Genomic DNA, 23235 nt, shown 5'->3' with positions numbered 1-23235 from the left:
GTCCCGGCCCGCGTCGCCCTCACCGGGGCCGCGTCGCCCTCACCGGGGCCGTGTCACCCACCCGGGGCGCCTGGCTCGTCCGAGCCGCCTGGTCCTCATGAGGACGCGTAGTGGGCGCCGGGCACGGTCGGGAAGCCCACCGGGTGAGGGGAGGCCGTCCGTTCAGGGCCGTATGCCGTGCCGCTGGGGCCGGTCGGCCCATGGGAGCGGCGCACGGACCGGAGCGACTCTGGAGGCAGCCAGTGGCCCACACGTCGCACCCGGGAGGCCCGCCGTGTTCGCTCCCCCGTCCCCCAGCCTGCCGCGTGCCCTGCCCGCCGAGCACCGGGCACGGCTCATGGCCACCGCGCGCGAGGTGTCCTTCCCGCAAGGGACCCGGCTGTTCGAGGAGGGAGCCCGGGCGGACCGGTTCTGGGTGATCCGGACCGGCACCGTGGAGCTGGACATGCGCGTACCGGGCCGCCGGGCCGCCCTGATCGGACGCCTCGGGCACAACGAACTGGTCGGCTGGTCATGGCTGTTCACCCCGCACGTCTGGCACCTGGGCGCCGAGGCGGCCACCCCGGTGCGGGCGTACGAGTTCGACGCCGCGTCCGTCCTCGCCCTGTGCGCGGAGGACCCGGAGCTGGGCCGGGAGGTCACCCGCTGGGTGGGCGAGGTGGTGGCCCACCGGCTGCACTCCGCCCGGGTCCGGCTGCTCGACCTGTTCGGCCCGTACGGCGCCGGTGCGGCTGTGTGAGGGCGGCCGCCCGCGCCGTACGGGGGTCCACCGGTCCGCCCGTGGGACCGGCGGCCCCCCGTTCTCTCCTCCGGGCGCGCCCCACGATTGCTACGTCCCCGTCAAAGGGCAGTGACCGAATCGTGTCGGGGCGCGGCTAGGGTGACTGCCCATGTGGCCAGGACAGCAGCCGCCCGGGGGCGAGCAGAACCCGCAGTCGAACAATCCGTACCAGCAGCCGGGGTACCAGCAGCCGAATCCGTACCAGCAGCCCGGCTACCAGCAGCCGAACCCGTACCAGCAGCAGCCGCAGTGGGGCGAGCCGTCCACGGTGGGCATGCCGCAGCCGGGGGACGGCGGCGGTGGCGGGAACAACCGCACCAAGCTGGTGGCGATCATCGCGGCGACGGCCGTGGTCGTGGCCGCGGGCGTGACGGGCTTCCTGGTGCTCGGCGGCGACAAGGACGACGAGGCCGACGGCGGGAAGAGCGCCAAGCCGAGCGCGACCGCGTCCGAGGACGCCTCCGCCGAGCCGACCCCCTCCCCCTCGGAGAACAACCCGCGCGGCGGTGAGGAGGAGAAGGCGACCATTCCCGGATGGCAGGTCGTCGTCAACACCCGCTTCGGCACCAAGTTCGACGTCCCGGCCGACTGGGAGATCGAGACGCCGGACACCTCCGTCGGCTTCGAGTGGGAGGAGGAGGACGGTGAGATGGGCCGCACCACCGTCACCGCCCCCGCCTACCTGAAGTCCAAGTGGTGCACCGCCGACGAGAACAGGGACGGACGCACGGAGGACACCGCGCTGGCCACCGCCGGCACCCGCGGTGAGAACGGCGCCAGGAACACCGAGGAGGCGGCCGAGACCCGCGTGCCGTGGTGGATCTTCGGCGGGTACACGCAGCCCGACAAGAAGAGCGTGAAGCAGGACAAGCCGAAGCCCTACACGACGAAGTCCGGGATCACCGGGCACGTGACCACGGCGCACTCGGAGGGCACTCCGCAGAAGGGCAAGTGCGACAGCGAGGGCAAGGCGATCACGTTCGCGTTCAAGAACGGCGCGGGCGACTTCGTCACCTGGAACCTGTACGGCGCGGCGGGCGTGAAGGACGAGATCCCCGAGGCGACCGTCCAGAAGATCCTCAGCACGGTCCGCCTGACCGAGGAGGCGCCGGAGGAGCCGTGACGGTCCGGGCCCGCCCGTGAACGGGCCCGGACCTCATTTGGCAAGTCGGCCCCCTCCCGGCGATAGTCACCGGGTGCCGACCACCGCCGACCGACGCCGCCCCGCCTGGGCCGGCCGCAACTACACGCTGCTGACCGCCTCCGCCGTGGTGACCAACCTGGGCAGCCACGGCGCGCTGATCGCCGCCGCGTTCGCCGTGCTGGGCGCGGGCGGCGACGGCGGGGACGTGGGTCTGGTGGCCGCCGCCCGCACCCTGCCGCTCGTGCTGTTCCTGCTGATCGGCGGGGCCGTCGCGGACCGGCTGCCGCGACACCGGGTGATGGTCGCGGCCAACGTCCTGAACTGCGTCTCGCAAGCCGCGTTCGCCGCGCTGGTCCTCGCGGGTGAGGCGCGGTTGTGGCAGATGATGCTGCTCAGCGCGCTCGGCGGCACCGGGCAGGCGTTCTTCAACCCGGCCGCCGAGGGCATGCTGCTCTCCTCCGTCGACGGCGAGCAGGCGGGCCGCGCGTTCGCGGTGTTCCGGATGGCGATGCACGGGGCGACCCTGGGCGGCGCCGCGCTCGGCGGGGCGATGGTGGCCGCGATCGGGCCGGGCTGGGTGCTGGCGGTGGACGCGGCGGCCTTCGCGGTCGCGGCGGTGCTGCGGGCGTTCCTCGACGTGCGGCACGTCCCGCCGCGCGAGCCGGGCGGCGGGATGCTCGCCGACCTGCGGGACGGCTGGCGGGAGTTCACCGGCCGGCCGTGGCTGTGGGGCATCGTCGTGCAGTTCTCCCTCGCCAACGCGGTCGTCGGCGCGGCCGACGCGGTCTACGGTCCGCTCGTCGCCCGCGACCACCTGGGCGGGGCCGCGCCGTGGGGTGTCGCGCTGGCGTTCTTCGGCGGCGGCACGGTGGCGGGCGCGCTGCTGATGACCCGCTGGCAGCCGCGCCGTCTGCTGCTGGTGGGCACCCTGTGCGTGTTCCCGCTGGCGCTGCCGTCCGCCGCGCTCGCCGTGCCCGTCCCGGTGGCGGTGCTGTGCGCGGTGATGTTCCTGACCGGGCTGTCCGTGGAGGTGTTCGGCGTCTCCTGGATGACCGCGCTGCACCAGGAGATACCCGAGGAGAAGCTGTCCCGGGTGTGCGCCTACGACTGGTTCGGCTCGGTCGCGCTGGTCCCGGCGGCGATGGCCCTCGCGGGCCCGGCGGAGTCGGCGTTCGGCCGCCCGGAGGCCCTCTGGGGCTGCGCCGCCCTGGTCGTGGTGGTCACGGCAGCGGTCCTCACGGTCCCGGACGTCCGGAACCTCCGCCGCCGCACCAAGGAGGTCACGGGCGCCTTGCAGGGCGCCGCCCGAGAGCAGGACGGGACCGGTACTGCCGCCGGCCGGCTGCGGCCCGGTGGAGACTGATCGCGCAGTTCCCCGCGCCCCTGAGGGTGCGGAACCACCGCCGCCCACACAGCCGGCCCGCCGCGGCGCCCACACTCGCCGGCCGGTTACGGCCCGGTGAAGGCTGATCGCGCAGTTCCCCGCGCCCCTGAAGGTGCGGAACCACCGCCGCCCTCCGGTGGGTGGCAATCGGCGCGAACGCCCCTACGACGCGCCCCCTCCCGGAGCCGCGGGGGCCTGCGCGTACGCAGCCCCTCAGGGGCGCGAAAAGTGCGCGGACAACCCCGGCGGCGCCGCAGCCGGCCGGCCGCCGTCGCCCCCCGAGGGGTGCGGGTAACTGCGCGAGCGCCCCCACTCCGCCGCTCCCGCCCCTCAACCGATCGCGAACGCCCCTGAAGGCGGCAGCGGGGACGGGACCGCCGCTCCGTCGTGGACCGGATGGGCGTCGCCCACGAAGTCACGCAGGGACGGCCCGTGTTCGACCCGCGCCGGAAAGGGGTCCGCCGCAGTCGCCCGCGACAGAGCCGGGATGTCCAACACGCGGTCGGACGCCGCAAGCACCACGTTCCCGAACCGCCGCCCCCGCAGAACCGCCGGTTCGGCGATCAGCGCCGGCTCCGCGAACCGCGTCGCCACCGTCGCCAGTTGTGAGCGCAGGAAGGCGAACGGGGCCGCGTCCGCGAGGTTGGCGAGATAGATCCCGCCGGGCCGCAGCACCCGGGCGACCTCGTCGGCGTAGCCGACGGTGGTGAGGTGCGCGGGTACCTGGGAACCGCCGAAGACGTCGGCGACCAGGACGTCCGCGCTGCCGTCGGGGGCCGCCTCCAGCCAGGCGCGGGCGTCCGCGGTGTGCACGGTGACGCCGGCGCCGGGCGGGAGCGGCAGGTGTTCGGCGACCAGGCCGGCCAGCGCCCCGTCGGCCTCGACGACGTGCTGGCGGGAGCCGGGCCGGGTGGCGGCGAGGTAGCGGGGCAGGGTCATCGCGCCGCCGCCGAGGTGCACGGCGTCCAGGGGCGCGCCGGGCTCGCCGGCCGCGTCGAGGACGTGCCCGAGCCGCCGGGCGTACTCGAACTCCAGGTGGGTCGGCTCGTCCAGGTCGACGTAGGACTGGGGCGCGCCGTCGACGGTCAGCAGCCAGGCCCGTTCCCGGTCGACGTCGGGCATCAGCTTGGCGGTGCCGTGGTCGACGGCGCGGGACACGGGGAGGGGCTCGCTCACCGTCCCATTGTGCCGCCGCCCCCGCACACGGCTGCCCGCCCCCGGTCACGGGGGGCGGGCAGCCGGGCACGTGCCCGTCAGAGGCTCACGCGACCTCCGTCACCGTCCCGGCGCCGACCGTGCGCCCGCCCTCGCGGACGGCGAAGCCGAGACCCGGCTCCAGCGGCACGTCGCGCCCCAGCTCCACGGTGACGGTCACCGTGTCCCCGGGCCGCGCCACCGCCGCCTCGCCGAGGTCGACGTTCCCGACGACGTCCGCGGTGCGGATGTAGAACTGCGGCCGGTACCCGGTCGACAGCGGTGTCGTCCGGCCGCCCTCGCGGGCGGACAGCACGTACAGCCGCGCCGTGAACCGCCGGCTGGGCGTCACACTGCCCGGCGCGGCCACCACGTGCCCGCGCCGCACCGCGTCGCGCGGCACCCCGCGCAGCAGCAGCGCCACGTTGTCCCCGGCCTGCGCCTCCTCCATCGGCTTGCCGAAGGTCTCCAGGCCGGTCACCACGGTCTCGGTGTCCGCCCCGAGCACCTGCACCCGGTCGCCGACGCGGACGGTGCCGCGCTCCACCGCGCCGGTGACGACGGTGCCCCGGCCGGTGATGGTGAGCACGTTCTCCACCGGCATGAGGAACGGCGCGTCCAGATAGCGCTCGGGCACGGGCACATAGGTGTCGACCGCGTCCAGCAGCGCCTCGACGGACGCCGTCCAGCGCGGGTCGCCCTCCAGCGCCTTGAGCCCGGAGACCCGGACGACGGGCGCCGCGTCGCCGCCGTAGCCGTGCGCGGAGAGCAGCTCGCGGACCTCCAGCTCCACCAGGTCGGTCAGCTCCTCGTCGCCCGCGTCGGCCTTGTTGAGCGCGACGACGATGTGGTCGACGCCCACCTGCCGCGCGAGCAGGACGTGTTCGGCGGTCTGCGGCATGATCCCGTCCAGCGCGGAGACGACGAGGATCGCCCCGTCGAGCTGGGCGGCGCCGGTGACCATGTTCTTCACGTAGTCGGCGTGGCCGGGCATGTCGACGTGCGCGTAGTGGCGGGTGTCGGTCTCGTACTCGACGTGCGCGATGTTGATGGTGATGCCGCGGGCGGCCTCCTCCGGGGCCCGGTCGATGCGGTCGAACGGCACGAAGCCGGCGGAGCCGCGCTCGGCGAGGACCTTGGTGATGGCGGCGGTCAGGGTGGTCTTGCCGTGGTCGACATGGCCCATCGTGCCGATGTTGAGGTGCGGTTTGGTGCGGACGTACGCCGTCTTGGACATGGCGGTACCGGAAAGCCTCTCGGTGATGACGCGTCGGGCCCCGGGCGCGGCGGATCGGCGCGCGGCCGGGACGGGGACCCCAGGAACCAGGCCGACCCTCCCCCTGCGGGGTCCGCCGGACGATCCGGGGAGGGTCAGCTTCGGGCGCCGTCGACTGCGGCGAGGAGAGCGGGGACGGCAGCCTTCGGGGCATCCGCGACGGCGGATGCTGCGAGGAGGAAGGCGTACCGGAACATGACGTCGATCCTTGCCGACGCGGCCCTCCGCGTCGAACGATTTTCCGCGAAGCGGAAGTCCGCCCTGCGGATCAGGGGTTCCCGGTGAGGGGCCGTCACGGGTCCCCGGTCACGCGCCGATGTTCCTCAGGGCCTCCCTCACCGACAGCGGCGCGAACCGGTCGCCCTCGCGGGCCAGGAAGCCGCGCACCGCGCCCGGGTCGGTCCTGGCGTACTCGCGCAGGGCCCAGCCGATGGCCTTGCGGACGAAGAAGCCGGGGTGGCCGGACTGGCGCAGGCAGTAGCCGAAGAGCCGCTCGGTGTCGGTGCGTTCCTTGTGGCGGAGCTGGTGGAGCAGCGCGGTGCGCACCAGCCACGGGTCGTCGTCGGCGCTCCACCGGTCCATGACGGCGGTGAGCGCCGGGTCGGCGGCGACCAGCGGCCCGACGACGTGCGCGGCGAGCAGGTCGACGGTGTCCCACCAGGGCACGGTGGTGACGAGGTGCCGGGTCACGGGCAGGAAGTCCGAGGAGCACCGCCGTACGTGCCGGCGCAGGTAGTCCACGGCGAAGTAGTGGTACTCCCGCTCGGGCAGCGCCCAGCAGCGCAGGGCGACGGCCGTGCAGTCGGCCTCGGCCGGGCGGGGCGGTCCCGCCTCGACGGTGCGGGACAGGGCGCGGCGCACCGGGGTCTTCAGGCCCAGGAAGGGCGCGACGTCCTTCATGTACGCCCGCATGGCGTCCGCCTGCCCGGGGTCGGCGGCGGACGGGTAGGCGGCGGTGAGCCGCTCCAGCACCGTGTCGGCGAGCGTGCTGTCCGGCACCCGCGGCGGCGGACCGTCTTCTGTGACGCCCATGAGACGAACACTACGGCGATCTCGCACAAATGTCGGTTAGTGTCACCGAATGCTCGATGCCACCAACCGCTCTGGGGGCACGGCCACGGCCCGCCCCCGGGCCGGCTCGTCCGACCTCGCGGTCGCCGTCCCCACGGCCGCCCCCGTTCTCGCGCCCTCGCCGGGTCTCGCCGGCCGCTGCGCGAGAGTTCTGCTGTCGCCGTGGTCACGGCTCTCCCTGCTGGTCGTCCTGCTCGCCTCGGCGGCGGCGGTCATGGTGGTGCTGGAGCCGCAGCAGCTGCTGGCCGACGGCCTGCCGGTCCGGCTCGGCGGTGCCGCCGCCGTCGTCGCCTACGCGGTGGCGTACGGGGCGTGCACGGTGGCGTTCGTGCCGCGCCCGTTGCTGAACCTCGCCTCGGGGGCGCTCTTCGGCTCCCAGTTCGGGCTGGTCGCGGCGCTGGGCGGCACGGTGCTGGGCGCCGGGCTGGCGTTCTGTCTGGGGCGGGTGCTCGGCCAGAAGGCGCTGCGTCCGCTGTTGCGCGGGCGCTGGCTGAAGGCCGCGGACAACCAGCTCAGCCGGCACGGTTTCCGGTCGATGCTGGCGGCGCGGCTGTTCCCCGGCATCCCGTTCGCCGCCGCCAACTACTGCGCCTCGGTCTCCCGGATGGGCCTGCTGCCGTTCCTGCTGGCGACGGCGCTCGGCTCGGTCCCGAACACCGCCGCCTACGTCGTGGCGGGCGCCCGCGCCTCCACCCCGACGTCCCCGGCCTTCCTGATCGCGCTGGCCTGCATCGCCGTGCCGGGCCTCGCGGGCGCGGCCGTGGCATGGCGCAAGCGGCACCGGCTGCGCGCCCGGTAGGCCACACCGGGCCGCCGCCGGCCCGGCGGTGCGCCGGACCCGCTCGAGGATCATCGCGTCGGCGGGAGCGCCGGCCCCGCACCTGGCCGCAGGGCGTACCGCGCGCCGCGCTCCCGCAGGGCGCGGACCGGGTGGCCGTCAGGCGGGGACCGCCCGCGCCGAGCGGGTGGCCGGGGGTGAGGGCGCCGCCGCACGCCCCTGTGCGAGGTGTGTCTCGGCAACGGCCGCTCCGGCCGGCTCGTGCGCGCCGTCGGCGCCGCGCGACATCCTCGCCACGCGTCTGCGTCGGCTGGCCGGCGCCGGGAGCCGCACCGCGCGCCTCCGGGCCCCGGCCGGGCGGTGCGCGGCACGGCGGCCGCCCCGGCGTCACCCGTACGGACGCGGGCTGCCATCGGACCTTCGCCGGGGCTTCATCTCCGAGCGCTACAGTTCGCCGTCGGCGCGCCCGATGATCGACAGCACCGCACCCGGCGGTGGGGGTGTGCCCTTCGACCTTTCCGCGATCGGCACTTGGACTCCGCTGCCCCATGTCTTGGTTTGAATCCCTGATCCTCGGACTCGTCCAGGGTCTGACCGAGTTCCTGCCCGTCTCCTCCAGCGCGCACCTGCGGCTGACCGCGGCCTTCTCCGGCTGGGAGGACCCCGGCGCGGCCTTCACCGCGATCACCCAGATCGGCACGGAGACCGCGGTGCTGATCTACTTCCGCGAGGACATCGGACGCATCCTGTCCGCGTGGACGCGCTCGCTGACCGACAAGGAGATGCGCCGGGACCAGGACGCCCGCATGGGCTGGCTGGTCATCGTCGGCTCCCTCCCGATCGGTGTGCTCGGGGTGACGCTCAAGGACCAGATCGAGGGGCCGTTCCGCGACCTGCGGCTGACGGCGGCGATGCTGATCGGCATGGGCATCGTGCTCGGCGTCGCCGACCGGCTGGCGGCACGCTCGGAGAGCGGCGGCAGGCACCGGGTGGCCGCGCCCCGCAAGGAGCTGGGCGACCTGACCGTCAGGGACGGCCTGATCTACGGCGTGTGCCAGGCGATGGCCCTGATCCCGGGCGTCTCCCGCTCCGGGGCCACCATCAGCGGCGGCCTGTTCATGGGCTACCGGCGGGAGGCCGCGGCCCGCTACTCGTTCCTGCTCGCCATCCCGGCGGTGCTGGCGTCCGGCCTGTTCGAGCTGAAGGACGCGGCGGACGGCGGTCACGTCTCGTGGGGGCCGACGCTCTTCGCCACGGTGATCGCGTTCGTCACCGGGTACGCCGTGATCGCCTGGTTCATGAAGTTCATCTCGACCAAGAGCTTCATGCCGTTCGTCTGGTACCGGATCGCGCTCGGCGTGGTGATCATCGTCCTGGTCGCCGTCGGCGCGCTCAGTCCGCACGCGGCGGAGTCGGCGGGCTGAGCGCCCCCGGGGGCGCGGCACGGACGAGGCGTGCGGGAGCGGCCCGGCCGCGGCCCATCCGCCCGGGAGGTGTCCGCGGCACGTGACCGAACCCATACGGGTCCGGTAGCCGTCCGGTAGCGCACCGTCAGTCCATGGCCCTAGGCTGGTCCGCATGTCCCCCGACTTAACGCCCCCTGGTTCCGTGCGGTCCGCCGCCGAGGTGAACGAGCAGATCCGCGCCCTGTGGCTGCGGGCGGGCGGCTCCCTGTCCGCCCAGGAGCGCGAGGAGTACGAGATGCTGGTCGTCGAGTGGGCGGCCGCGATCCGCGGCCGGGTCGTCGAAGCGGCCTGACCTCCCGCCCTCTCCGCGTCCCCGGTCAGCGTCCGCCCGCGACCCGCAGCACCGTCCCCGTGGTGTACGAGGCGTCCGGCGACATCAGCCAGGCGACCGCCGCCGCGATCTCCTCCGCCTGTCCCGCCCGCCGGAGCGGAATGCTCCCGGCCATCTCCCGGACGCGGTCCGGCGCCCCCATCGCCGCGTGCATCTCCGTGTCGATCAGGCCCGGAGCCACCGCGTTGACCCGCACACCGGCCGGACCGAGCTCCTTCGACAGCCCCACGGTCAGGGCGTCGACGGCGGCCTTGGTCGCCGCGTAGTGCACGTACTCGCCGGGGCTGCCCAGGGTGGCGGCGCCCGACGAGATGTTCACGATCACGCCCTCGCCGCGGGGCGTCATCAGCTGGGCGGCCCGCCGCGCGCACAGCAGCGTGCCGATGACGTTGACGTCGACGACCCGCCGCAGGGTGTCCGTGCCGACCTCGGTGAAGGGGCCGAGCGGCCCGGTCACCGCCGCGTTGTTCACCAGCCCCGTCAGCGGCCCGAGTTCGCGCTCCGCCACCTCGAACAGCCGCTCCACGTCGGCCTCGACGGCGGTGTCCGCCCGCACGGTCACCGCCCGCGCCCCGGCGGCCCGTACGTCCTCGGCCACTTTCTCGGCGGCGTCGGCGTCCCGGACGTAGTTCACCGCCACGTCGTGCCCCTCCGCCGCCAGCCGCCGGCAGGTCGCGGCGCCGATGCCCCGGCTCCCGCCGGTGACCACCGTGACCAGACGCTTCATGAGTACCTCCAGGCGTGGGACGCGGGACGAAGATCCCCAGACTCGCATGACGCGCGCCCCGGTGTCGCCCGGGCGGGCGGCGTGATCGACTGAAACCGTCGTGCGGCGCGTCCGGCCGGGTCCGGGACGCACACTGGAGGCACTACGGGGTAGGGAGGCGCCCATGAACACCGTCGGCCACCACCTCGCCTCCCCGTGGCGCCGCTCGACCGCCGCCGCGGTCGCGGGCACCCTGCCCGCCCTGGCCTTCCCCGCCGCGAACCTGTGGTGGACCGCCTATGTCGCCCTGGTCCCCTGGCTGCTGCTGATCCGCACCGCGCCGACCGGGCGGCGGGCCGCCTTCGACGGCTGGTGGGGCGGGTTCGGGTTCATGCTGGCCATGCACCACTGGCTGCTGCCCAGCCTGCACGTGTTCACGTTCGTCCTCGCCGCGCTGCTGGGCGCGCTGTGGGCGCCGTGGGGGTGGCTGGCGCGCCGGACGCTGGGCGGGACCCCGTCCGGGGGCCGGGTCGCGGCCGCGCTGCTGGTGGTGCCGTCGGGCTGGCTGACGATCGAGCTGATCCGCTCCTGGCAGGGGCTCGGCGGGCCGTGGGGCGTGCTGGGCGCGAGCCAGTGGCGGGTGGAGGCCGCGCTGCGGCTGGCGTCGGTGGGCGGGGTGTGGCTGCCGAGCTTCCTGGTGGTGGCGCTGAACGTCGCCGTGGCCGTGCTGGTCGCGGTGCGCCGGGCCCGGGTGCCGGCCGTGGCGGGACTGGTCGCCGTGGCCGCCGCCGGGTCCGCCGCGTGGGTGGGATCGCCGCGCCCCGACCCCACCGGGGAGCGGGCGCGGATCGCGGTCGTCCAGCCGGGGGTGGTCTCCGGACGGGACAGCGCCGACCGCCGCTTCGACCGCGAGGAGCAACTCACCCGTCAGCTCGCCGGTCAGGGCGTCGACCTGGTCGTCTGGGGGGAGAGCAGCGTCGGCTTCGACCTGGGCGACCGCCCCGACCTCGCCCGGCGGCTGGCCGCGCTGTCCCGCGGGACGGACGCGGAGATCCTGGTCAACGTGGACGCCCGGCGCTCGGACAGGCCCGGCATCTACAAGAGCTCGGTGCTGATCGGCCCGGACGGCCCGACCGGCGACCGGTACGACAAGATGCGGCTGGTGCCGTTCGGGGAGTACATCCCGGCCCGCTCGCTGCTGGGCTGGGCGACCTCCGTCGGGAAGGCGGCCGGCGAGGACCGGCGGCGGGGCTCCGAGCAGGTCGTCATGGATGTAGGGGACGGCCTGCGGATCGGCCCGATGGTGTGCTTCGAGTCGGCCTTCCCCGACATGAGCCGCCATCTCGCGCAGGACGGCGCCGGCGTCCTGCTCGCACAGTCCTCCACGTCGACGTTCCAGCAGAGCTGGGCGCCCGCGCAGCACGCCTCGCTGGCCGCGCTGCGCGCCGCCGAGACCGGCCGCCCGATGGTGCACGCCACCCTGACCGGGGTGTCCGCCGTGTACGGCGCGGACGGCGGGCGCATCGGCCCGCGGCTCGGCACGGACGCCTCCGCCGCGCAGGTGTACGACGTGCCGCCGGCGCGGGGCACCACGCCGTACGTCCGCTTCGGCGACTGGCCCCCGCAGGCGGCCCTGCTCGTCCTCGCGGTCTACGGCGTGGTGGAGGCGGCGCGGTCTAGGCGAGGCGCTCGTCGACCGCTCGTACCACCCGTTCGCACAGCTCATGGGTCGCCAGTGCGTCACGGGCGCTGAGCACCTCGCCGGCGCGCACCGCGTCCAGGAAGGCGAGCGCCGCCTGCTCGATGCCGCGCTGCCGGGACACCGGCACCCAGTCGCCGCGCCGCCGCACGGTCGGTTGCCCCTTGTGGTCGATCACCTCGGCGAGGTTGACCACCTGGCGCTTGGAGTCCTGGCCGGACACCTCGAGGATCTCCTCGGAGGAGCCGCTGAGCCGGTTCATCACGCCGAGGGCGGTGAAGCCGTCGCCGGCGAGCTGGAGCACCACGTGGTGCAGCAGCCCGTCCTCGGCGCGGGCGCGGGCCGTCACGTCGTCGATCTGCCCGGGCACCAGGAAGCGCAGGGTGTCCACGACGTGGATGAAGTCGTCGAGGATCGTCCGGCGGGGCTCCTCCGGCAGCCCGGCCCGGTTCTTCTGCATGAGGATCAGCTCGCGCGGGTGGTCCGCGCACTGCGCGTAGCCGGGGGCGTGGCGGCGGTTGAAGCCGACCGCGAGGCTGGTGCCGCGCTCCTCGGCGAGCGCCACCAGCCGCTCGGAGTCGGCGAGTTCGTAGGCGAGCGGTTTGTCGACGTACGTCGGCACACCCGCTTCGAGCAGCCGGGTCACGATCCGCGGGTGGACGTCGGTCGGGGCGTGCACGAAGGCCGCGTCGAGGCCCGCGCCGATCAGCGCGTCGAGGTCGGCGTGGCGGTGCCCGGCCGGCAGGTGGAGGGCGTCGCCGACCCGCTCCAGCGTGGCCGGGGTGCGGGTCTGCAGGTGCAGTTCCACCCCGGGCTGGACGGCGAGCACCGGGAGGTACGCCTTCTGCGCGATGTCGCCGAGCCCGATGCAGCCGACCTTCACGGTGTGTTCTCCTCTGGTCCTTGCCCGGCCTGGTCCGCTGCGAGCATACGGGGTGCCCCAGGGCCGTCCCCGTCCGCGCCGGACGGTCCTCCCGGCGGCCGCCAGTCGGCGACGCCGTCGAACCCGCGCAGGAAGAGCGACGGCGCCGCCTTGGACAGCGCGGCCAGCGCGGTGTCCCGTACGGCCGTGCCGATGCGGCCGGTCGTCATCACGTTGAGCCGGGCCACCCGCACCGCCCGGCGTGAGACGGCCGTGGTGCGCGGGAGGCGGGCGGCGGTGTAACCGGGGAGGCCGTCGGCGACGGGGGCGTGGGCGGACCCGGGCATGCCCGGGCGGGGGAAGGCGAGGGTGATCGCGTCCTCGATTGCCTGGTTGCCGCCCTGGCCGAGGGTGGGCGGCATGGCGTGCGCGGCGTCGCCGACGAGCGCCACGCGGCCCCGGTGGAAGGCGGGCAGCGGCTCGGCGATGTGGTGGACGTCGTGCCGCAGGACGTCCTCGGGCCGGACGGCGGCCAGCACCTCGGGGACCGGGCTGTGCCAGTCGCCGTAGCGGCGCAGCAGTTCGGCCCGTTCGTCGTCCGGGGCCCGCTCCCCCGCGGGCGCGACGGCGGCGGCGTAGGCGTACACCCGGCCGTCCTTGAGGGGGTGGGTGCCCCAGATGCGGCCGCGGCCCCAGGTCTCGTGCGAGGGGAACGCGACGCCGGGCAGCGGGATCACGACCCGCCAGGTGGTGAAGCCGCTGTACACGGGGCCGGGGTGGCCGGGGAAGAGGGCGCCGCGCACGGCGGAGCGGATGCCGTCGGCGGCCACCACCAGGTCGGCCTCCCGTTCGCCTTCGGGTGTCTCCACGCGGGCCGGCCTGCGGGGGTCGCCCGGGACGCCGGGGTCGGTCAGCCGGGCGGGGGCGCCGGTACGGACCGCGCCGGACGGGAGCCGTCCGGCGAGGTGGTCGATGAGGGTGGCGCGGTGCAGCAGGACGAGCGGGCCGCCGAAGCGTTCGGCCGCCGCGGCGGCGTCGGTGCGGGCCAGCCACCGGCCGCTCGGGGCGCGCAGCCCGCCGTCGCCCTGCCAGGCGGAGAGGGCGCGGATGTCGTCGCCCAGGCCGATGACGTCCAGCGCACGGAGTGCGTTGGGGGACAGGGAGATCGCCGCGCCCACCGGCTCGAGGGAGGGGGCGCGCTCCAGGACGGTCACCTGCGCCCCGCGCAGGTGCAGGGCTGCGGCCGCCGTCAGTCCGCCGATCCCCCCGCCGATCACGATCACCCGTTCGACCGCTGCCATGGCTCCTCCTCGTGGCCGCTGACTACATCTGTAGTGGACCCTCGGCTCCAATGTACTACATCCGTAGTGAGGCGGGTAGGTTGACCTCCATGTCCGAACGCACCACCGCCGGCGCCCGCGCCGGCCTCGTCGCCGACACCGCCCTCGCCCTGCTCGCCGAGCGGGGCATGCGGGGCCTGACCCATCGGGCGGTGGACGAGACGGCCGGACTCCCCCAGGGCTCCACGTCCAACGTGGCGCGCACCCGGCAGGCGCTGCTGGAACTGGCGGTACGCCGCCTCGCCGACCGGGAGGAGCGGGTGCTGGCCCTCCACGAGCTGCCCGGCCCCCGCGGCGGCGCCGACGCCCTGCTGGACGCTCTGGCCCTGACCGTCCACCGCGCGCTGACCCACCACCACGAGCTGACCCTCGCCCGCTACGAACTCGCCCTGGAGGCCACCCGCCGCCCCGAACTCCGCGCCCACTTCGACGCGGCCGGCGCCCGCTTCCGCGACCGCCTCACCGCCCTCGTCACGGCGATGGGCTCCACGTCCCCGGCCCGCCACGCCCTGTCCCTGGCCTCCTGGGCCGACGGCCTCCTCTTCTCCTGCGTGGCGGGCTCCTACCACGCCCAGGTGCCGTCGGTGACGGACATCCGCACCGACCTGCGGGAACTCCTCGACGGGATGCTGGGGACCGCGGGGCTCCGGCGGCAGTCGGAGGAGTGACACCCGGCCTCACCGCGACGGAACCGGGCAGCAGCACCGTATGAAGCCCTCACCGCGTTTCACGTTGGCCGCGACCACGCTCGACGCACCGGACGCCCAGGAGCTGGCGGGGTTCTACCAGGCCCTGCTCGGGTGGCCGGTGCGGACATCCGGACCGGACTGGGTCGAGATCGGCCCCTCCGACGGCGGTACCGGGCTGTCGTTCCAGACGGAGCCGCTCTTCACTCCTCCGCGGTGGCCGTCCGCACGGTCCGGGCAGCAGATGATGATGCACCTGGACATCGAGGTGGACGATCTGTCGTCGGCGGCCGAGCGTGCCGTCGCCCTGGGGGCGACCGTGGCGGATTTCCAGCCGCAGGACGACGTGCGGGTCCTGTACGACCCGGTGGGCCACCCGTTCTGCCTCTTCGTGCGCACCGGCGCGAGCACCTGACCGTGACACCGGTGCCGCGCCGTCCCGTGACCCACCGCCGCAAAACCCTTGGTGTGAGGCCGCGTCGGCGGGAAAGGATGCGGGCATGACGCCCCAGCACACGACTTCCCAGCGCACCGAACCCGCACCGAACGCCGATGAACGGACCATGCTCGAGGGGTGGCTCGACTACCACCGCGCGACGCTCGCCCGCAAGTGCGAGGGGCTGACGGACGAACAGGTGCGGACCGCCTCGGTGCCGCCGTCGGACCTGTCGCTGATGGGGCTGGTGCGGCACATGGCGGAGGTGGAGCGCTCGTGGTTCCGCCGGGTGTTCGCCGGTGAGGACGCGGGGCCGATCTACTACGGCGAGGCCGACCCGGACGGCGAGTTCCACCCCGGCGAGGCGGACACCTGGAAGGACGCCTACGAGACCTGGCAGGCGGAGATCGAGGCCGCCCGCCGCACCGCGTCCGGTCACCCCCTGGACGACCTCTCCCGCGGGCGGCACCGTTCCAGCCCCGAGCCGTACTCCCTGCGCTGGATCTACACGCACATGATCGAGGAGTACGCCCGGCACAACGGCCACGCGGACCTGATCCGCCAGCGGATCGACGGCGCCACCGGCGAGTGACGTCACCCGGCGCACCGGCGGGGCCCCCGAAGGTGGGCGGACATCACCCGTGCGGGGTAGGACCGCGCCTGTCCGTCCACCGTCCGGCGGGCGGAACCAGCAAAGTGGCGGGGGTGCAGCGAACGACGACCACAGCAACGCTTCTGGTGACCGTGGCGGTCGCCGCCCTCTCGGGCTGCGTGACGGTCCAGCGTCCCCTCGCACCGGGCCCGGCGACCGCGCCGCCGCACGGTGCCGGGCACGACGCGGCGGGACGCGGCGCCTCCCCTGCCGAGCAGGCGCCGGCGCGTGAGGCCCTGCGGAGGGTCCCGGCCGACGAGCCCGAGGCGTCGCCGTCGGACCGGACCACCCCGAAGGCGAAGCCCTCGGAACCGGACGCGCCGTCCGACGCGCGCAACGGGCAGGCGCGCACGGACCGGCCCCGGAGTCCCGAGCAGCCGCAGCCGCCCCGGCGCACCCCCGCGCCACGCCCGTCGGCCAAGCTCCCGGGCGGCGGGTCGCCGGACGGCGGCACGCCCGGCGGCGGCTCGGACATCTGCGCGCTGGGCCGGGAGTACGGCGGCTGGCCGGCGGACAGCCCGCAGGCGCGGATCTGCCAGGACACCTACGGACGCTGAGCCGCACCGCGCCTCAAGGTCGCCGCGGCGGGCCCGGTCCCCCGGGCGGTGTCCCGTCCTCGCCCAGCCGTGCCTCCAGCCGCCGAACGGCGTCCTGCACGTCCTGGCCGTAACGGTCGTCGGCGAGGGTGCGGGCAGCGCCCCGGGCCCGCTCCAGATGGACACGGGCCGCGTCGCGACGGCCGAGGCGGGCGTAGTCGGCGGCCAGGTCGAGGTGCAGCGACGGGTACAGCGCGCGCACCGCCGGAGCGTTGTCGCGGGCCGGGTTCCCGTCGGCCTCCTCGGCCGCCGTCAGCGCCCGCAGGTCCCAGGCCAGTTCGTCCTCGGGGTCGTCCTGGGTGTCGGCGAGGCAGCGGGCGAGCGTGCAGCGGTGCAGCGGGTCGCCCTGCTCGCCGATCTCGGTCCACAGGCCGAGGAAGCGGTGCCGCGCCTCCTCACGGTCCCCCGCGTAGTGCAGCATCACCGCCTGGCCGATCCGGGTGAGCAGGGCGTCCGGCGCCGCCTGCTCCTGTCGCTCCGCCACCGCGCCCTCCGCACCGTCGCCCGCTGTCGCCCGCTGTCGCCCCCGACGCTAACCGCAGGAGCGGACGATTCCGGACAGGCCGCCCCGCGACGTGCCGGGTGCGGAGGGGCGCCGCGCCCCTCCGCACCCGGCCGGCCGGACCGGCCGGCGGGTCAGCCCAGGTTCGGGAGGGTCCAGTCGATCGGCTGGTGCCCCTGCGCGGCCACCGCCTCGTTGATCCGGGAGAACGGCCGGGAGCCGAAGAACTTCTTCGCGGACAGCGGCGAGGGGTGCGCCCCCTTCACCACCACGTGCCGGCTCTCGTCGATCAGCGGCAGCTTCTTCTGCGCGTAGTTGCCCCACAGCACGAAGACCGCGGGGTCGGGGCGGTCGGCCACCGCGCGGATCACCGCGTCGGTGAACCGCTCCCAGCCCTTCCCCTTGTGCGAGTTGGCCTCCCCCGCGCGGACCGTGAGCACCGCGTTGAGCAGCAGCACGCCCTGCCGGGCCCACGGCATCAGATAGCCGTTGTCCGGGACGGGCGTGCCCAGGTCGGCGTGCAGCTCCTTGTAGATGTTCCGCAGGGACGGCGGGATCTTCACCCCGGGCCGGACCGAGAAGCACAGCCCGTGCCCCTGGCCCTCGCCGTGGTACGGGTCCTGGCCGAGCACCAGCACCTTCACCTCGTCGTACGGCGTGGCCTCCAGCGCCGCGAAGACCTCCTCGCGGGGCGGGTAGACGGGACCGCGCGCCCGCTCCTCCTCGACGAACTCGGTCAGCTCCTCGAAGTAGGGCTGCTTCAGCTCGTCACCCAGAACCCCGCGCCAGGACTCGGGCAGCATGGCGATGTCGGTCACGTCGATTCCCTTGCTCACGTGGTCGTTTCCCGGTCTCAGAACCTACCGGCGCCCACTGACAGCCGGCCCCGCGGCCGGCCGTGCCGGGTGCTCTACCAGCTGGTCTTCCGGGAGAGCTGCCACAGCATCATGATGGTGGACGGGTCCAGGGCGCGCTCGGCGCCCGAGATGTCCCGGCTCGCCGCCACGTGCTGCCGGCCCTGCCACAGCGGGAGCAGCCGCACGTCGTCCACGAGGATCTCCTGGGCCTCCTCGAACTGCTTCACCACGTTGCCCCGGTCACTCTCCCGGCGTGAGCTGGGCAGCAGGTCGTTGACGATCTTCTCGGCCTCGTACGGCGTGCCGAGCGCGTTCTGCCTGCCGACGAACGGGGCGATGAAGTTGTCCGCGTCCGGGAAGTCGGGGAACCAGCCACGGCCGAACACCGGGTACTCGCCCTTCTGGTAGCCCTCGACGTAGGTCTTCCAGGGGCGGCTCCTCAGCGTGACGTCGAACAGCTCCGACGCCTCCAGCTGCCGCTCCAGCTCCTTGAACTCCAGGGCGGTCTCGGAGCCGTAGCGGTCCGAGGTGTACCAGAGGGTGAGCGGCACCCGCTCGGTGATGCCGGCGTCCCGGAGGATCTCGCGGGCCTTGCCGGCGTCGGGCTCGCCGAAGTCGTCGAAGAAGCCGGTGGTGTGTCCGGTCAGGCCCTTGGGGACCATCGAGTACAGCGGGTCGACGGTGTCCTTGTAGACCTTGTGCGCGATCGCGGCGCGGTCGACGAGCTGCGCGATCGCGTGGCGCACCGCCTTCTTCCCGGCCCACGGGTCCTTCGGGTTGAACACCAGGTAGTTGATGTCGGTCCCGGTGCCGTCGATGAGCTGGATCTCCTCCTCCTTGGAGGTCCTGCCCTGCAGCTCGACGATGTCGCCCGCGGCCAGCCCGCGGTAGGTGAGGTCGATCCGCTTGTCGCGCAGCGCCTCGACCATCTCGCCCGAGTCGTGGTAGTAGCGGATGGTGACGGCGTTGTTCTTCCGCTCGGCGTACCCCTTGTAGTGGTCGTTGCGGACCAGCCGGGCCTCCTTGCCCTCCTCGTACGACTGGAGGGTGTACGGGCCGGATCCGACGACGCTCTTGTCCTTGCGGAGCGATCCCGCCGGGTAGGAATCGGGGTCGACGATCGACATCGCGGGGGTGGCGAGCACGAACGGGAAGGTGGCGTCGGGCTTGTTGAGGTAGAAGACCACCTCGCGCTCGCTCGGCGCCTGGACCCTCTCGAGGCTGCCCAGCAGACCGGCCGGACCGCCGTTGACGTTGATCTGGCGGATGCGGTCGATCGAGTGCTTGACCGCCTTGGCGTCCAGCTTGCCCCCGTCGGAGAACGTCAGGCCCTCGCGCAGCTCGCAGCGGAACACCTGGTTGGAGGTGTCGGAGAACTCGCACTTCTCCGCCGCGTCCGGCTGCGGGGTCGTCGCGCCGACCGGGTAACTCAGCAGCGTCTGGTAGATGTTGCGGAACAGCTCCCAGGAGCTGTCCCAGGACGCGGCAGGATCCAGCGTGCTCGGCGAGCTGGTGGTTCCCACGACGATGGGGTCCTCGTCCTCCGGGCTGCCGGACGACAGGACGCCGCATCCGGTCACCAGGGACGATAGGGACGCGATGGCCGCCACCCGCCGCAGGCATCGGTTCCGGTTGAACACGCGCACGCTCCTCGATCTGCCGTACCAAGGGTCGGCGAACGATACCGCAGTGACACGCCCACCGACCCTGCCCTGGAAGGGGGTTGAGATCAACTGGCGGATGACTACGTTGTCACGCGCGTTCCGGCCCTGAAACGCCGACACGGGCGCCGTTTTCGTCAACGGCGCCCGTGTCGGACGGGGCGTTCGTGACCCGTGTGCACGCGTGGTGCGCACAGCGGATCGGCGCGTACGGGTCAGCCGACGCCGGCGTTGAGGAAGATGCCGCCGTCGACGACCAGGGTCTGGCCGGTGACCCAGGCGGACTGGTCCGAGGTGAGGAACGCGGCCGCGTCGCCGATGTCGGACGGCACGCCGAGCCGGCCGAGCGGGTAGGACGCGGCGGCCTCCTCCTCCCGGCCCTCGTACAGCGCCTGGGCGAACTTGGTCTTCACCACCGCCGGGGCGATGGCGTTGACCCGCACCCGGGGCGCGAACTCGTGCGCCAGCTGCTGGGTGAGGTTGATCAGCGCGGCCTTGCTGACGCCGTACGCGGCGATGAAGGGCGAGGGCGCGATGCCCGCGACGGAGGCGATGTTGACGATCGCCCCGCCGTTGTCCTTCTGCCAGGCGTGCCAGGTCTTCTGCGCGAAACCGAGCGCGGAGATCACATTGGTCTCGAAGACCTTGCGCGCCACGTTCAGGTCGAGGTCGGCGATCGGCCCGAACACCGGGTTGGTGCCCGCGTTGTTGACCAGGTAGTCGACCCGGCCGAAGGCCTCCATCACGCGCTCGACGGCGAGTGCCTGGTGGGCCTCGTCGTGCGCCTTGCCGGCCACGTGGACGGCCCGGTCGGCGCCGAGCTTCTCGACGGCCTCCTTGAGGGCGTCCTCGTTGCGTCCGGTGATGCAGACCCGGTCGCCGCGCGCGACCAGGGCCTCGGCGACGCCGTAGCCGATGCCGCGGCTGGCGCCCGTGATCAGGGCGACCTTGCCGGTGGGTTCCACTGTCGTCATGTCCGGTTCCCCTAGTCGAGCGGTCCGCCGGCCACGTACAGCACCTGGCCGGAGACGAAGCCGGCCGCGTCCGCGGTGAAGAAGGCGATGGCGTTGGCGACGTCCTCGGGCTCGCCGACACGGGCGACGGGGATCTGGGTGGCGGCGGCGGCCTTGAAGTCCTCGAAGCCCATGCCGACGCGGTCGGCGGTGGCCTTGGTCATCTCGGTGGCGATGAAGCCGGGGGCGACGGCGTTGGCGGTGACGCCGAACTTGCCGAGCTCCTTGGCGAGGGTCTTGGTGAAGCCCTGCAGACCGGCCTTGGCGGCGGAGTAGTTGACCTGGCCGCGGTTGCCGAGCGCGGAGGAGGACGACAGGTTGACGATGCGGCCGAAGCCGGCGTCCACCATGTGCTTCTGGCAGGCCTTCGACATCAGGAAGGCACCGCGCAGGTGCACGTTCATGACGGTGTCCCAGTCGGAGGCGCTCATCTTGAACAGCAGGTTGTCGCGCAGCACGCCCGCGTTGTTGACCAGGACGGTCGGCGCGCCGAGCTCCTCGGCGACGCGCGCGACGGCCGCCTCGACCTGCGCCTCGTCGGAGACGTCGCAGCCGACGGCGATCGCCTTGCCGCCGGCGGCGGTGATCTTCTCGACGGTGTCCTTGCAGGCGGCCTCGTCGAGGTCCAGCACGGCGACCGCGCGGCCCTCGGCGGCCAGTCGTACGGCGGTGGCGGCGCCGATGCCGCGCGCGGCGCCGGTGACGACCGCGACCCGCGCTTCAGTGGTGGACATACCTGCTTCTCCTCGCCCTTGGGATGCGGCTCCTGCGGCCGGCTCGAATCGGTGAGCGACCGCTTAGTACCTTCAGCAGACGTGACGCTAGAAGCCCTGGCACCCGGTGTCAACGGCGCACCGCGCGTGTGTGATCCATTCCCCGCGCCCGGCCGGACCCGTCCGGCACCCGATCGGCCCAGCGCTGCGCGCCGCCGCGGCGGGCGGGACCTAGCGTCGAAGCGCGAGCCCCCGCGGCCGGAAAGGAGGCGTTCGATGCGCCGTCGCACCGGTGCCATAGGCGCGCTGATCGCGCTCGCCGCGATCGTGCCGATGGCCGATCTCGCCCACGCCCAGGACCTGGACTGCGGCGACTTCACCTACCAGGAGGACGCGCAGGCCTTCTTCGAGACGGACCGCAGCGACCCGCACCGGCTCGACGAGGACCCCGGCCCGGACGACGGCATCGCCTGCGAGGCCCTGCCGCGCCGCGGCCTCACCTCCTCCACCTTCCGCCCGGTCCCGTCACCGCCCCCGTCCTCGCGCCCGGCGACCCCGACGTCCGCGGTCCCGACCCGGACGCCGACGCGGACGCCGACCGTGACCGCCACGGCGTCACCGACCCGCTCCCCGAGCCCGACGGCGACGCCCACGCGAACCTCCGCCGCCCCCACGCCGACCCGCGGCGTCCAGGGCGGTCTGGGCGGCTCCTCGGGCAACGGCCCGACCACCTGGGACGTGGGCATCGGCGCCACGTTCGTGACAAGCGCCCTGCTCGCCACCGGCCACGTCATCCGGCGCCGCCGCGCCTGACGGCGGCCCGCGGCGCGGCCGGCGCCTCCCCGGCCCGCGTCCGGCGCGGCGACCGCCCACCCGGCACCGCGTGCCCTAGCGGACCAGCAGGTCCAGCAGCCGCTCCGTCTCCGCCTCCGGGTCGGCCGTGAGGCCGGTGTGGACCGGGCCCGGCTGGACGATCGTCGAACGGGGGGCGACCAGCCAGCGGAAGCGGCGGCCCGCGTCGTCGTGGGCCGCCTGGCCCGCCGCGTCGCCGCCGGCGCAGACGTCCTCGACGGCGCGCAGCGCGGCCCGGACGCCGGGCACGTCGGCGGCGGGGTCGAGGGCCAGCAGCCGCGCCTCGTCGAGGTGGGTGCGGGCCCCGGCGTAGGACAGGGGCCGGCAGTACACCAGCACCCCCGCGTTGATGCGCTCGCCGCGCTCGATCCGCGGCACGACGTGCAGCAGGGCGTACTCGTAGACGTGCAGGTCGCTCACCGGTCCCCCTCGAGGCCCTCGATGCGGTGGTGGATCCCGTCGGCGCGGGCGAGCAGCGGGCGGGCGTAGGCGCGCCGGAGGTCGTCGGGACTGTCGAAGCCGGGTTCTCCGGCCAGCCAGACGTCGGGGACCTGGGCGGTGACCTCGGCCAGCAGGTCCTCGGTGATGCGCGGGGCGAGGTCCGCGGCCGCCGCGGCGACGTCCGGCGCGGCGCCGCGCAGGGCGTGGTCGGAGGCGTCGTAGGGGCGGGCGGCGGAGGTCTCGGCACCGGGCCAGTTGTGGTGCCAGATCATGGTCGCGCCGTGGTCGATGAGCCACAGCTCCCCGCGCAGGTGCAGCATGTTGGGGTTGCGCCAGGAGCGGTCGACGTTGTTGACCAGCGCGTCGAACCACACGATCCGGCCGGCCTCCTCGGGGCTCACCTCGAAGGCGAGCGGGTCGAAGCCGAGGGCGCCGGAGAGGAAGCGCGTCCCGAGGTTGGTGCCGCCGCTGGACTTCAGCAACTGCTGCACCTCGGGGTCGGGTTCGCCGAGCCCGAGCACCGGGTCGAGTTCCACGGTGACCAGGCGCGGCACCCGCAGCCCCAGCCGGCGGGCCAGTTCCCCGCAGACGACCTCGGCGACGAGCGTCTTGCGGCCCTGTCCGGCGCCGGTGAACTTCAGCGCGTAGGTGCCGAGGTCGTCCGCCTCGATCAGTCCCGGGAGCGAGCCGCCCTCGCGCAGCGGCGCGATGAATCGGGTCGCGATGACTTCCTTGAGCATCGCCCCAGGCTACTGGCGTGTCGCCGCACGTCGGAGGCGGCCCGGTGACGCGCC

Annotated in this window: 25 protein-coding genes; 12 read left to right on the top strand and 13 right to left on the bottom strand. The window is 74.2% G+C overall.

The annotated features are described in order from the left end of the window. The first annotated feature begins 274 nt into the window (after nt 1–274). From ACIQ8B_RS17805 to ACIQ8B_RS17795, 3 genes are all read left to right on the top strand, one after another. Nucleotides 275–739, top strand: coding sequence for a Crp/Fnr family transcriptional regulator (locus ACIQ8B_RS17805; RefSeq protein ID WP_106415263.1), 465 nt, complete (start codon nt 275–277; stop codon nt 737–739). 151 nt (nt 740–890) lie between these two features. After that, complete coding sequence (locus tag ACIQ8B_RS17800; protein WP_290009116.1) at nt 891–1904, top strand: hypothetical protein; 1014 nt, start codon at nt 891–893, stop codon at nt 1902–1904. Between the two features lie 73 nt (nt 1905–1977). Further along, entirely contained in the window at nt 1978–3288 is a 1311-nt protein-coding gene (locus tag ACIQ8B_RS17795) for an MFS transporter (protein WP_403547809.1), read from the top strand. 351 nt (nt 3289–3639) lie between these two features. Here the strand turns inward: ACIQ8B_RS17795 and ACIQ8B_RS17790 are convergent, their stop codons facing one another. From ACIQ8B_RS17790 to ACIQ8B_RS17780, 3 genes are all read right to left on the bottom strand, one after another. Further along, entirely contained in the window at nt 3640–4485 is an 846-nt protein-coding gene (locus ACIQ8B_RS17790; RefSeq protein WP_403547807.1) for a spermidine synthase, read from the bottom strand. Nucleotides 4486–4570: 85 nt separating this feature from the next. After that, nucleotides 4571–5740, bottom strand: a complete 1170-nt coding sequence (tuf, locus tag ACIQ8B_RS17785) for an elongation factor Tu (protein WP_403547806.1) — start codon at nt 5738–5740, stop codon at nt 4571–4573. 345 nt (nt 5741–6085) lie between these two features. Then, a complete protein-coding gene (locus tag ACIQ8B_RS17780; protein ID WP_403547805.1) occupies nt 6086–6811 on the bottom strand; it encodes a DNA alkylation repair protein in 726 nt (241 codons plus the stop codon). Nucleotides 6812–6860: 49 nt separating this feature from the next. Here ACIQ8B_RS17780 and ACIQ8B_RS17775 point away from each other — a divergent pair, with 49 nt between their 5' ends. From ACIQ8B_RS17775 to ACIQ8B_RS17765, 3 genes are all read left to right on the top strand, one after another. Beyond that, nucleotides 6861–7649: a TVP38/TMEM64 family protein gene (locus ACIQ8B_RS17775; protein WP_403547804.1), complete on the top strand. Its 789-nt coding sequence runs from the start codon at nt 6861–6863 to the stop codon at nt 7647–7649. 527 nt (nt 7650–8176) lie between these two features. Continuing rightward, nucleotides 8177–9052 (top strand): undecaprenyl-diphosphate phosphatase, encoded by an 876-nt coding sequence (locus tag ACIQ8B_RS17770; RefSeq protein ID WP_403547802.1) that lies wholly within the window; start codon nt 8177–8179, stop codon nt 9050–9052. A gap of 154 nt (nt 9053–9206) precedes the next feature. Further along, on the top strand, nt 9207–9386 hold the full coding sequence (locus tag ACIQ8B_RS17765; protein ID WP_063823437.1) for a hypothetical protein: 180 nt from the start codon (nt 9207–9209) through the stop codon (nt 9384–9386). A gap of 25 nt (nt 9387–9411) precedes the next feature. Here the strand turns inward: ACIQ8B_RS17765 and ACIQ8B_RS17760 are convergent, their stop codons facing one another. Then, on the bottom strand, nt 9412–10152 hold the full coding sequence (locus ACIQ8B_RS17760) for an SDR family NAD(P)-dependent oxidoreductase (RefSeq protein ID WP_290011103.1): 741 nt from the start codon (nt 10150–10152) through the stop codon (nt 9412–9414). Between the two features lie 163 nt (nt 10153–10315). On the opposite strand from ACIQ8B_RS17760, the gene lnt reads away from it, so the two are divergent. Then, nucleotides 10316–11884, top strand: a complete 1569-nt coding sequence (gene lnt, locus ACIQ8B_RS17755; protein WP_403547799.1) for an apolipoprotein N-acyltransferase — start codon at nt 10316–10318, stop codon at nt 11882–11884. Here lnt and ACIQ8B_RS17750 read toward each other — a convergent pair. Both ACIQ8B_RS17750 and ACIQ8B_RS17745 read right to left on the bottom strand, forming a co-directional pair. Continuing rightward, nucleotides 11808–12713, bottom strand: a complete 906-nt coding sequence (locus ACIQ8B_RS17750) for a Gfo/Idh/MocA family protein (protein ID WP_403547797.1) — start codon at nt 12711–12713, stop codon at nt 11808–11810. The two genes, lnt and ACIQ8B_RS17750, sit on opposite strands and share 77 nt — an antisense overlap. After that, the gene (locus tag ACIQ8B_RS17745) at nt 12710–13993 is read right to left on the bottom strand and encodes an FAD-dependent monooxygenase (RefSeq protein WP_403547795.1); all 1284 of its coding nucleotides are present in this window, start codon (nt 13991–13993) and stop codon (nt 12710–12712) included. Before ACIQ8B_RS17745 ends, ACIQ8B_RS17750 begins: the two co-directional genes overlap by 4 nt. A gap of 89 nt (nt 13994–14082) precedes the next feature. Between ACIQ8B_RS17745 and ACIQ8B_RS17740 the strand changes: the two genes are divergently transcribed. The 4 genes from ACIQ8B_RS17740 (at nt 14083) to ACIQ8B_RS17725 (ending at nt 16363) form a co-directional block, all read left to right on the top strand. Continuing rightward, nucleotides 14083–14700 (top strand): TetR/AcrR family transcriptional regulator, encoded by a 618-nt coding sequence (locus tag ACIQ8B_RS17740; protein ID WP_403547794.1) that lies wholly within the window; start codon nt 14083–14085, stop codon nt 14698–14700. A gap of 40 nt (nt 14701–14740) precedes the next feature. Beyond that, entirely contained in the window at nt 14741–15133 is a 393-nt protein-coding gene (locus tag ACIQ8B_RS17735; RefSeq protein ID WP_403547792.1) for a VOC family protein, read from the top strand. Between the two features lie 85 nt (nt 15134–15218). After that, nucleotides 15219–15746 (top strand): DinB family protein, encoded by a 528-nt coding sequence (locus ACIQ8B_RS17730; protein WP_403547790.1) that lies wholly within the window; start codon nt 15219–15221, stop codon nt 15744–15746. Nucleotides 15747–15859: 113 nt separating this feature from the next. After that, entirely contained in the window at nt 15860–16363 is a 504-nt protein-coding gene (locus ACIQ8B_RS17725; protein WP_354671045.1) for a hypothetical protein, read from the top strand. 13 nt (nt 16364–16376) lie between these two features. On the opposite strand, the gene ACIQ8B_RS17720 is transcribed toward ACIQ8B_RS17725, so the two are convergent. The 5 genes from ACIQ8B_RS17720 to fabG form a co-directional block, all read right to left on the bottom strand. Continuing rightward, on the bottom strand, nt 16377–16886 hold the full coding sequence (locus ACIQ8B_RS17720; RefSeq protein ID WP_403547788.1) for a hypothetical protein: 510 nt from the start codon (nt 16884–16886) through the stop codon (nt 16377–16379). Between the two features lie 152 nt (nt 16887–17038). Next, nucleotides 17039–17722, bottom strand: coding sequence for a uracil-DNA glycosylase (locus tag ACIQ8B_RS17715; RefSeq protein WP_106416511.1), 684 nt, complete (start codon nt 17720–17722; stop codon nt 17039–17041). A gap of 92 nt (nt 17723–17814) precedes the next feature. Beyond that, nucleotides 17815–19401, bottom strand: a complete 1587-nt coding sequence (locus ACIQ8B_RS17710) for an ABC transporter substrate-binding protein (protein ID WP_403547786.1) — start codon at nt 19399–19401, stop codon at nt 17815–17817. A gap of 236 nt (nt 19402–19637) precedes the next feature. Then, nucleotides 19638–20396, bottom strand: coding sequence for an SDR family oxidoreductase (locus ACIQ8B_RS17705; RefSeq protein WP_403547784.1), 759 nt, complete (start codon nt 20394–20396; stop codon nt 19638–19640). 11 nt (nt 20397–20407) lie between these two features. Then, nucleotides 20408–21169, bottom strand: a complete 762-nt coding sequence (gene fabG, locus ACIQ8B_RS17700) for a 3-oxoacyl-ACP reductase FabG (RefSeq protein ID WP_290011094.1) — start codon at nt 21167–21169, stop codon at nt 20408–20410. Between the two features lie 255 nt (nt 21170–21424). Between fabG and ACIQ8B_RS17695 the strand changes: the two genes are divergently transcribed. Beyond that, nucleotides 21425–21961 (top strand): excalibur calcium-binding protein, encoded by a 537-nt coding sequence (locus ACIQ8B_RS17695; RefSeq protein ID WP_403547781.1) that lies wholly within the window; start codon nt 21425–21427, stop codon nt 21959–21961. Between the two features lie 75 nt (nt 21962–22036). On the opposite strand, the gene ACIQ8B_RS17690 is transcribed toward ACIQ8B_RS17695, so the two are convergent. Both ACIQ8B_RS17690 and ACIQ8B_RS17685 read right to left on the bottom strand, forming a co-directional pair. Next, on the bottom strand, nt 22037–22420 hold the full coding sequence (locus tag ACIQ8B_RS17690) for a DUF3037 domain-containing protein (RefSeq protein ID WP_290011092.1): 384 nt from the start codon (nt 22418–22420) through the stop codon (nt 22037–22039). Further along, entirely contained in the window at nt 22417–23181 is a 765-nt protein-coding gene (locus ACIQ8B_RS17685; protein WP_403547779.1) for a HipA family kinase, read from the bottom strand. Before ACIQ8B_RS17685 ends, ACIQ8B_RS17690 begins: the two co-directional genes overlap by 4 nt. Nucleotides 23182–23235 lie beyond the last annotated feature (54 nt).

It is taken from the genome of Streptomyces sp. NPDC096105 (assembly GCF_044763335.1).
Classification (GTDB): domain Bacteria; phylum Actinomycetota; class Actinomycetes; order Streptomycetales; family Streptomycetaceae; genus Streptomyces.
This window is presented reverse-complemented; position numbering and strand designations above follow the sequence as displayed.